The organism is Acetobacter sp. AN02 (assembly GCF_029759835.1).
Lineage (GTDB): Bacteria > Pseudomonadota > Alphaproteobacteria > Acetobacterales > Acetobacteraceae > Acetobacter.
The window spans coordinates 1-9017 of sequence record NZ_JAJJND010000095.1 but is presented as its reverse complement, the minus strand read 5'-3'; the positions used below and the strand labels follow the sequence as shown (position 1 = coordinate 9017).

At 62.5% G+C, this 9017-nt stretch carries 8 protein-coding genes and 1 pseudogene; 4 read left to right on the top strand and 5 right to left on the bottom strand.

The window, feature by feature from the left end; genetic code table 11:
- Positions 1 to 195: 195 nt before the first annotated feature.
- A pseudogene (locus LOC54_RS10210) lies at positions 196 to 801 on the bottom strand (ABC transporter ATP-binding protein); the annotation flags it as partial.
- Between the two features lie 241 nt (positions 802 to 1042).
- Complete coding sequence (locus tag LOC54_RS10205) at positions 1043 to 1984, bottom strand: ABC transporter permease (RefSeq protein ID WP_279313710.1); 942 nt, start codon at positions 1982 to 1984, stop codon at positions 1043 to 1045.
- Between the two features lie 229 nt (positions 1985 to 2213).
- Between LOC54_RS10205 and LOC54_RS10200 the strand changes: the two genes are divergently transcribed.
- Complete coding sequence (locus LOC54_RS10200) at positions 2214 to 3692, top strand: transglycosylase SLT domain-containing protein (RefSeq protein WP_408740339.1); 1479 nt, start codon at positions 2214 to 2216, stop codon at positions 3690 to 3692.
- Between the two features lie 20 nt (positions 3693 to 3712).
- Here the strand turns inward: LOC54_RS10200 and LOC54_RS10195 are convergent, their stop codons facing one another.
- Entirely contained in the window at positions 3713 to 4198 is a 486-nt protein-coding gene (locus LOC54_RS10195; protein WP_279313708.1) for a DUF721 domain-containing protein, read from the bottom strand.
- An 11-nt stretch (positions 4199 to 4209) separates the two neighbouring features.
- Here LOC54_RS10195 and LOC54_RS10190 point away from each other — a divergent pair, with 11 nt between their 5' ends.
- The 3 genes from LOC54_RS10190 to hemH are packed head-to-tail and all read left to right on the top strand — an operon-like array spanning position 4210 to position 6977.
- The gene (locus LOC54_RS10190) at positions 4210 to 5271 is read left to right on the top strand and encodes an A/G-specific adenine glycosylase (protein ID WP_279313707.1); all 1062 of its coding nucleotides are present in this window, start codon (positions 4210 to 4212) and stop codon (positions 5269 to 5271) included.
- A 34-nt stretch (positions 5272 to 5305) separates the two neighbouring features.
- Positions 5306 to 5917 carry a hypothetical protein gene (locus LOC54_RS10185; RefSeq protein WP_279313706.1) on the top strand — a complete coding sequence of 204 codons (612 nt, stop codon included), beginning with the start codon at positions 5306 to 5308 and terminating at the stop codon, positions 5915 to 5917.
- 40 nt (positions 5918 to 5957) lie between these two features.
- Entirely contained in the window at positions 5958 to 6977 is a 1020-nt protein-coding gene (hemH, locus tag LOC54_RS10180; RefSeq protein WP_279313705.1) for a ferrochelatase, read from the top strand.
- Between the two features lie 40 nt (positions 6978 to 7017).
- On the opposite strand, the gene LOC54_RS10175 is transcribed toward hemH, so the two are convergent.
- Positions 7018 to 8559: a S10 family serine carboxypeptidase-like protein gene (locus LOC54_RS10175; RefSeq protein ID WP_279313704.1), complete on the bottom strand. Its 1542-nt coding sequence runs from the start codon at positions 8557 to 8559 to the stop codon at positions 7018 to 7020.
- Positions 8560 to 8601: 42 nt separating this feature from the next.
- Positions 8602 to 8958 carry a YbaK/EbsC family protein gene (locus LOC54_RS10170; RefSeq protein ID WP_279313712.1) on the bottom strand — a complete coding sequence of 119 codons (357 nt, stop codon included), beginning with the start codon at positions 8956 to 8958 and terminating at the stop codon, positions 8602 to 8604.
- Between the last annotated feature and the right edge of the window lie 59 nt (positions 8959 to 9017).

Sequence of the window (9017 nt, the reverse complement as noted above, 5' to 3'; positions counted from 1 at the left end):
CATACGAATTCATTTGTCAGCAATGGGAAAAAGAACCATCAAGGTTCATACATAATCCGCACCATCAAATCCCGGGAGCAAACATCTAGAAATATAATGATTTTCTAAGAAAATTATATGTATTTAGGGAATGAAAAAATATAATGGGGTGTTAAAGTGCTCGGTTTATTTGAAGTCTGAAATAAAAATAAATAATTACTTTGCCGGCTCACTCACGGCCCGCCGGTAGGCCGCAAGAACATCGGCAGCAGGGCCGTCCATCACCAGGCGTCCCCCTTCCAGCCAGAGAATACGGGAACACCACTGCTCCAGAACCGGAAGGGCATGGGAGGTGATGACCAGAATATCGGCCTTACTGATCACCGCTGTCAGACGTTCAAGAGCGCGGGACTGAAACAGGGCGTCTCCGGCCATGAACCACTCATCCATCAGCAGTATCTGCGGCGTGATGGCCGTGGCGAGACCAAACCCCAGACGGATGGCCATACCCGAGGAATAGAGCCTTACGGGCAGATCCATGAACTCGCCAAGCTGGGCAAAGACTTCCACATCGGCTTCAAGCTGCTTCTGCTGCGCCGGCCTCAGACCCTTATGTCTGGCATGCAGGAGAATGTTCTCACGTCCGGTGAGATCGCGGTTCATGCCGGAGTTCGGATCGATCAGGGACGCCGTCGTCCCGTGAACGCGGACCATCCCGGGCATGGCTTCGTAAATGCCGCCAAGCACACGAAGCAGGGTGGATTTCCCGGCCCCGTTATGCCCGATCAGCCCGAGGCGTTCTCCGGCACGGATGGAAAAGCTCAGATCCGACAGCGCGCGGACCTTCAGAACTCCGGAGTGCTCCGGATCCTGGAAAACCTCTCCGCCGGTCCGCCCGGCATGCAGGTTAGTAAACTGGCTTCTGGCCTTACGGAAAAGGGTTTTCTTGAGTGAACGGGCGCTGCCATGAAAGATGGGGAATTCGAGCGAGAGATTCCTCACATCGATTTCGGCCCGGTCGTCCGTAGTCCGGGCAGCTCCGGCGTTGCGTGGCGTCATGGCATCAGATCCAGAAAGCAAGGCTGGCGCGGGCGCGGGAGAACGTCCACAGCCCGGCAAGCCAGAGGGCAAGACTGGTGCCACAGGCCACAGCCCATACGGCGGCAGAAGGCGCATGCCCCGTCAGCGGACCGCGTACGATTTCCAGCAGCGAGTAGAACGGGTTGAGGATCAGCCATTTCCCCTTATCCCCGAGCTGTCTGACCGACCAGATGACGGGCGTGACATAAAACAGAAGCTGCACCGCGCTGCTGATGATCGGCGGAATATCGCGGTAACGGGTGCACAGGGGCGCAAGCAGCAGCCCCCAGGCGAACGCGTTGATGATCCACAACCCGAGCGCGGGAATGGCAAGCAGCCCCTGAAATCCCGGGAGCACCCTGTACCACGCGCAGACGGCCAGAGGGACGACGATCGTAAACGCAAAGGTCACGGCGATGCGCGTAAGCATACGCAGGATCTGTACGGAATAGGGGAGCCTGACGGAGCGGATCGAATCCGCAGCCCGGATGAAGCAGGTGCAGGCCTCACCCGTGACACCCGATACCCCCGCCTGCCACAGGATCATGGAGATGGCGAGATAGGGCAGATAGTCGTGCAGGACGACACCGAAGAGTCTGGCATAGACCAGCCCCATCGCGCCGACCATGACGGCAGTCGTCAGCGTCAGCCACAGAGGACCGACGAGAGAGCCCCGGAACTGCAGCCTGACATCCAGCCAGCCCAGAGACCCGCCCAGCCGCCAGAGTCGCAGCCCCGCGAGAATATCCTCCCCCGCAAGCAGCAGGCGGGAACGGCCGGCCACCGGCAGGGATGCCTCCGGCGGCAGCGCGGGCAGCGGCGGCTGGTTCCGCAGCGCGTCACTCCCCTCAGTCACGACGGCTTCGGGGGGCGGCTCCGCAATCGGATCTGCGGGCGGGTTGTTGTGGCCGGGGAGGGCTGTCATAAGAAGGTCCGGTAGCTCATTTCCCGGTCTCGCTGCAATGCGTCCGGGATGTGAAAGGGGCTGTATATTCCGAAGGCAGGGAGTGCTCCGGACCCGGTCCGGACATATTCAGGCCATGAAATTGTCTGAAAGAGACACCGGCACGGAGGCCGGGTACGAAAGAATGTCTGCTGAGACGCCAGGAGAAGATATGACCGGAGAGTATGGAGAAGGCAGCCTCCGGCGCAGGATGTCCGCGCGTCTGAGGAACGTCCTTCTGCTTGCCGGTCTGGCGGGTTTCCTTGCGGCCTGTGCCGCGGAGCAGCAGGAGCCTGACCTGCAGGTCACGGTGGCCCAGGAAGAGGCACGGTACCGCGCTCACGCGAAATCCTACTATGCCCCGCCGGGCCCGGAAGATGATCCCTGGGGCCCGTATATCACCGAGGCATCGAAGAGATACGACGTGCCGGATGCCTGGATCAGGGCGGTGATCAACCGCGAGTCGGGCGGCCGTATGTTCTACAAGGGCCAGCTCGTGACATCCGCGCCCGGAGCGATGGGCCTGATGCAGCTGATGCCGCCGACCTACGACACGCTGCGCGTGGCCAATAACCTCGGCGATGACCCGTATGAGCCTCATGATAACATCATGGCAGGCACGGCCTATATCCGGGAAATGTACGACATCTACGGTTCTCCGGGCTTCCTCGCCGCATATAATGCGGGCCCGGGACGACTGGAGGATTTCCTCACACGAAACCGGACACTGCCGCGTGAAACCCGGAATTACGTCTCGGCAATCGGGCGTGAGATTGCAGGTATCAACCCCGTAAACCGGTCCCCGGCAGACCTCCTGGTGGAAGCACACACCTCCGGATCAGGCGCGGCCTATGCCGCGGCGGCCCCGTCCGCGGGACAGACGAACGCCGTCCGGGCCGCCTGGGAGCAGCGTGAGGGAGATACGGATTCGTCCGCCGACACCGGTTCCGGCTCCGCTCCGGTCTCCGTGCGCGACGCATGGGCACAAAAGGAAGCAGGGACGACCGGTTCGGACAATGCCGCTCAGGGCACGCCGGAGGAACCGGTCCAGGTGGCCGAGGCCCCGCAGGCAGAAACCACGGAGCGTACGGACGACACGTCAGGGACGGAAGCCAGTCCCGCAGCACAGCCCTCCGTTGCCGCCCAGCCCCCGGTTCAGAGCTGGGAACAGGCGCAGAAGACCCCGGCCGCACCTGAGGCGGTGAGTGCGGTCTGGGCCGCGCGGACGGGTGTTGCGGCAGCGCCTGCGGAAACGGCAGCAGCTCCGGCACAGGTCGTGGCACAGCAGGCCGCGCCCGCACAGACGTCAGCCCCGCAGCCCCCGGTACAGACATCGGAAGCCGCGCTCAGCGCGCTGACGCCCGTAAAGCCTAAACCGGCAAGACAGCAGCCTGCCCGCGTGATCACTCCGGCTCATGTGCTGACGCCCGTCGTGACAAAAGACTGGGGCATTCAGGTCGGGGCCTTTGCATCCACGGCTCAGGCCTCAGGTGCCGTCGCCCGCGCGCGGTCCGGTGCGGGAGGCGCATTATCCGGCGCACGCCAGCAGGTCTCTCCCGTCACGACCGCACATGGCCAGTTCTACCGGGCACGTCTGACCGGGATCACGAGGGACAGCGCAATTGCGGCCTGCCAGCGTCTGGAGCGCCGCCCCGGCAACTGCATCGTGGTATCGCCGGATTCGGCTTAGGTCCGCCCGTTTTGCGGAGATTATCTTCCGTGCCTGATCCGTGCGCCCAGTGCTTCCAGGGCGTCACGCACCGGCCCCTCCGGCAGGTCCGGAAGGGAAAGCGGGGAGACGGAGCGCGGCTGCTTCCGGTCAGCCAGGGCATTTTTCGCAGCGGATGCCCGCGCGGGCTGCGGCTCCTCGTGAACGAAGCGGATATGACGCACCAGCGCCTCCCCGCTCCACTGATTGATCCGCTCCCTCAGTTGCGGGATGGCATAGTGCAGCTCCGCAGCCGCAGTGGCGGAACAGGAAAGCGTCAGCGTCCCGGCGCTCATTTTTTTCGGAACCGCGAGCGCGCTCCAGACCGGCCCCGCCGCTGCATTCCACTCGGCCATCAGGCGCGCTCCGGCGGGCGAATGCTTACGGAAACAGGGACGGGTGAGGGGCGGAAGGAGACTGCCAAGCTCCCGCGGCCCCCGGAACCGGCGTGGCGGCGCATCGGGAGTGGAAGAAACCGGTCGCTTCATGAGGTACTCCTGTGACTCCGTCAGTTACCGCATTGCTGGCCTGGTATGACCGCAGCCGCCGGACCCTGCCCTGGCGGGCTCTCCCGGGACAGGCAAGCGACCCCTACCGCGTCTGGCTGAGCGAGATCATGCTGCAGCAGACCACGGTCACGGCGGTCATCCCGTACTATACACGGTTTCTGGAACGTTTCCCGGATATTCAGTCGCTGGCACAGGCCGGACCGGACGAGGTGCTCTCCCTGTGGTCCGGACTGGGATACTATTCCCGCGCCCGCAACCTGCATCGCTGCGCACAGGAGGTCGCCGCACGCGGCGGCTTTCCCGCGGATCTGGCTGCATTGCAGTCCCTGCCGGGGATCGGCCCCTATACGGCAGCCGCCATCGGCGCCATCGCGTTCGGACTGCCGGTCGTGCCCGTGGATGGCAATGTGGAGCGTGTGACGGCTCGCGTCTTTGCGGTCGAGGCACCGCTTCCCGGTGCCCGCCGGGAGCTTGCGGTTCTGGCAGCGCGATTCATGGAAACAGAGGAGGCCCGGTGCAGGCCCGGAGACGTGGCGCAGGCCCTGTTCGACCTCGGCGCCGGACTATGCACGCCACGCTCCCCCGGCTGCGTCCTGTGCCCGTGGCGGGAGTCATGCGCCGGTCTTGCCTCCGGCCTTGCCGCCAGCCTGCCGCGCAAGGCCCCTAAGAAGACAAGACCGGAGCGATTCGGCGTGCATTTTCTGCTTCGTGATACACGGGGGGATGTTCTCCTGCGCCGCAGACCGCCTTCGGGCCTTCTCGGCGGAACGTATGAGCTGCCCGGGACGGAGTGGCGGGAGCAGGAATGGTCGAGGGAAGAGGCGCTTCAGAGCGCGCCGCTGTCTGACAACCTGGCCGGCGGGTGGAAAACCGTCCGGCGCGTAAAGCATATTTTTACCCATTTCTGTCTGAATCTTGACGTCATGGAAGGGCAGTATCCGGATATGACGCCGGGCAGAAAGACACTGACCGGGCATTTCTTTTCGCGGGATGCGCGCACGGGACTTGCCCTGTCCTCCCTGATGGTGAAATGCCTTGGCACGGAAAACTGAGAGGGATGAAAACATCATGACAGGAGCCGGATCAATGCAGGATGAACTGTGGCTGCTCGACTGGTGGGGCCGGTTCCTGCACAACGATCCGTTTCAGGATCGTCTCACGGCCGTGGCCATGGATGAATGTCCGACGGAAGGCCCGGGGATCTTTCTCAGAATCAATCCTGCGGATGAACATCATCCGGTCATCCTGAGCAAGCGTGTTCCTGCTCCCGTGCCCCTGCCGCAGATCGAGCCTGAGTTTCTTGAACCCGTCGGACTCGGCCTCAGGGTGACGGACACGGACGGCTTCTGGGAGAACTGCCGGGACAGGTGGATCGGGACGGAGCCGGACGGGGGAGTGCGCTGTGATCGTACTGGCCTGAACTCATGGGAGATGTTTCTGGCTCTTCCATCCTCCGTCGGGCGGCTTCTGACGCCTGAAATTCCGATCCATATCCGTCTGGATGAAAGCGGGGAGAGCGTGCGGCCTGTTCCTGTGGCGGAGCAGCGCATCGCGATCGGAGACCGGCTGTATCCGACCTTGGAGCTGTCCTCGTTCCTGGATCGTATGTCCCGGCTGAAAGCAGGCGAGTCCGTGCCCGCGGTGCTGCCGCCCTGCGGAGACCAGGGAGAGGCTGCCGTCACGCTGGTGTATGGCTGAGCATCTTAAATTCGGAGCATGAGTGTGGCAGTGTGCCGCAATGGCATTCATTCATGTTCCTCCGGCCTCTCCCGGGACGCCGCGCACAGGTATCCTTCTGATCAATCTGGGAACGCCGGAGACGGATGATCCGTCCGGTGTCCGCCGCTATCTGAAGGAATTTCTTTCCGATCGCCGCGTGATCGAGGCATCTCCCCTCATCTGGCAGCCCGTTCTGCGCGGCGTGGTCCTGAACGTCAGGCCGCGAAAAAGCGCACAGGCCTACAGAAGGGCCTGGGATCGCGAGCGCAATGACAGTCCGCTGCGCTGCGAGACCAGGGCACAGGCACAGGCGCTGTCCGCACGTTTCGATCCCGCGCACGTGCGCGTGGCCTTCGGGATGCGATATGGCACGCCCTCTCTGGCGGAAGCCGTGGAGTCGCTGCTCAGGGAGGGATGTGACCGCATCCTCGCCATGCCGCTCTATCCGCAGTACAGCGCCACGACGACAGCAACGGCAAATGATCAGCTGTTCCGGTATCTGATGACGCTCCGATGCCAGCCTTCCCTGCGGACCCTTCCGTCATTCCCCGATGACCCGGCCTATATCGAAGCCCTGGCGGAGTCCGTCCGCAGCACCTTATCCGGCACGGAGACACCGCCGCAGAAAGTGGTCGTCTCCTTCCACGGACTGCCGCTGGATTATGTGCGAAAGGGCGATCCCTACGAACGGGAGTGCGAACGTACGGCAGAGGCGCTGCGTCAGGCGCTCGGAATGACATCCGAAGACATGCCGCTGACCTATCAGTCCCGGTTCGGCCCGGCCACCTGGCTGGGACCATCCACATCCGCAACCGTCGCGGAATTTCCCGGGCAGGGCATAAAACGCATCGCCGTTATCACGCCGGGATTCATATCGGATTGCGTGGAGACGCTGGATGAGATCGGCTACGAGCTGCGAGAGGAATTTCACGCAGCGGGTGGAGAGGAACTGACGCTGATCCCGTGCCTGAACGCGTCTGTCCCGGCGATTGACCTTCTGGAAAAACTGGCGCGGCGGGAACTGGCAGGCTGGCTCTGAAGCCCCGGCAGGGGGGACTCAGAGCCGCTGCCACGGATGATCAGGGGGTCATGAACGCACGGACGTCCCGGGCCAGAGCCGCACGGCTCTGCGGACGGGTGTAGAGCATATGACCACCCGGATAGACATGCAGGCTGATACGGTCTTTCCCGACCGGAATATGCGATGCCACCCAGCGCGAACTTGCAAACGGACAGACCAGATCGAAATAGCCGTTGGCAATGAACACGCGCAGCGTCGGATTCAGGGCCAGCAGCTTGCGAAGCGCGGGAACCTCGCTTGCGATCAGCTCCCCTTCACCGCGATAGTCCCACTGGCGATTGACCTCCAGATTAAGCAGCTCATAGTTCAGATCCGTCCTGAACCCGAGATCCTGCGCCGCATATCCCTCGAACGCGCTGCCATAGGCGCGGCCAAATCCGAACAGTGTGGGATCGGGACTGTCTGAATTGTCCGTGCCCTCGGGGAAAGGATCGGCAATGGTCAGAGTACCGTCATAGACCGAGATCAGACGGCCGTTACGGCTGCGGACATCGTGGGACTGAGGATCAGGCGTGCCGCGCTGCCGCGCGACGATATCCTCCGGCAGACCCGTGCGCTTCGCAACTTCCGTATAGAAAGCCGCAGCCGCATCACCCTCCGGCGGATCCCCCGCCAGGGTGGTGAGGTACGGACCAAAGGCATAATGCCAGGAATCCTCAATCGCCGCAGGGGATAATCTGTGCTGATTATCCAGCGCAACCGCCTCAAGGCTCGGCAGAACCATCGCCGCCGCAAGCGGATTGCTGCCCGTATCAAGCAGCTTCATTTCCAGCGCCGGAGAGACCATGATGATCCCGCTGAGGATCACATTCTGCTGTTCCTGCAGCGCGGTGGCGACCTCAATCGAGCGGATGCCGCCATAGCTTTCACCGGCCAGCCAGACCGGAGAGGAATGCCGGTTGTTTTCACCAAGCCACAGATTGATGGCGCGTGCGAAGGTCCGGGCATCCTGCTTCGTTCCATAAAAACTCTTTGCTGCGTCTTCAGGTTTCACGGGCAGGGAATACCCCGTGCCGATAGCATCGACAAAGACCATATCGGTGCCGGGCAGCCACGTATCCGGATTGGGTGCAAGCTTCGCCCCCGCACCATCGGTCGGATTGCCCGCAGGGAAAGTCAGGGCCACAGGACCGGCCGCACCAAGATTGAGATAGGCCGTCGCCCCGCCCGGGCCGCCATTGAAGAAAAAGGACACCGGCCGCCTGCCGGGCTCCTGCCCGTCCAGCGTATAGGCGACGTAGAACATACGGGCGGAAGGTTCGCCTTTTTCATCCCGCAGGGTCAGCGTGCCTGCCTTTGCCGTGTAGGACAGCTTGCTGCCACCGACCGTCGTGCTGTGATGCGTGACAGAATCCGCAGGCAGCAGAGCAGCCTTTCCCGTAAAAGACGGGGCATCGGATTTTTTATCCTTTGCGGCTTCGGCTGAAGACTGCGCTCCCGGCTTGTCAACGGCCATGGCCGGTGCGGCCGCCATCAGACAGGTGGCGGCAAGAAAGCCGCGCAGGGAGACGGTAAGACGGGGAGATAAAAGAAAGGGCATGAGAAGTCCGTGCTGGAAACAGAAAAAAGGCAGGCGCAGAGGTCAGGCTGTCACATCGGCCAGCCTTGCGTCCAGAGCACGCAGCAGATCTTCAGGCCTGACCTCAACCTGCAGTCCGCGACCGCCGCCATTGACGAAAATGGTCGCCTGCCCCTCCGCCTCCTGCGCCAGAAGAACAGGGACCTTCTTTTTCTGTCCGAAAGGGCTGATGCCGCCGACCTGAAAACCGGTCATGCGCTCCGCATCCGGAACCGGCATCATTTTCGCCTTCCTGGCGGAGAATGCAGCGGCCACTTTCTTCATTCCGGCCTCACAGGCCACGGGAATGACGATACAGACGGGCTGCTCATCCGCCTTTGCCATCAGGGTCTTGAAAACCTTCTCATACCAACCGTTGATTGCTAGAACCTATGCGCCCAATTGCGCAGTCCGATTGACATGATGCGCCAAGGTTGTTC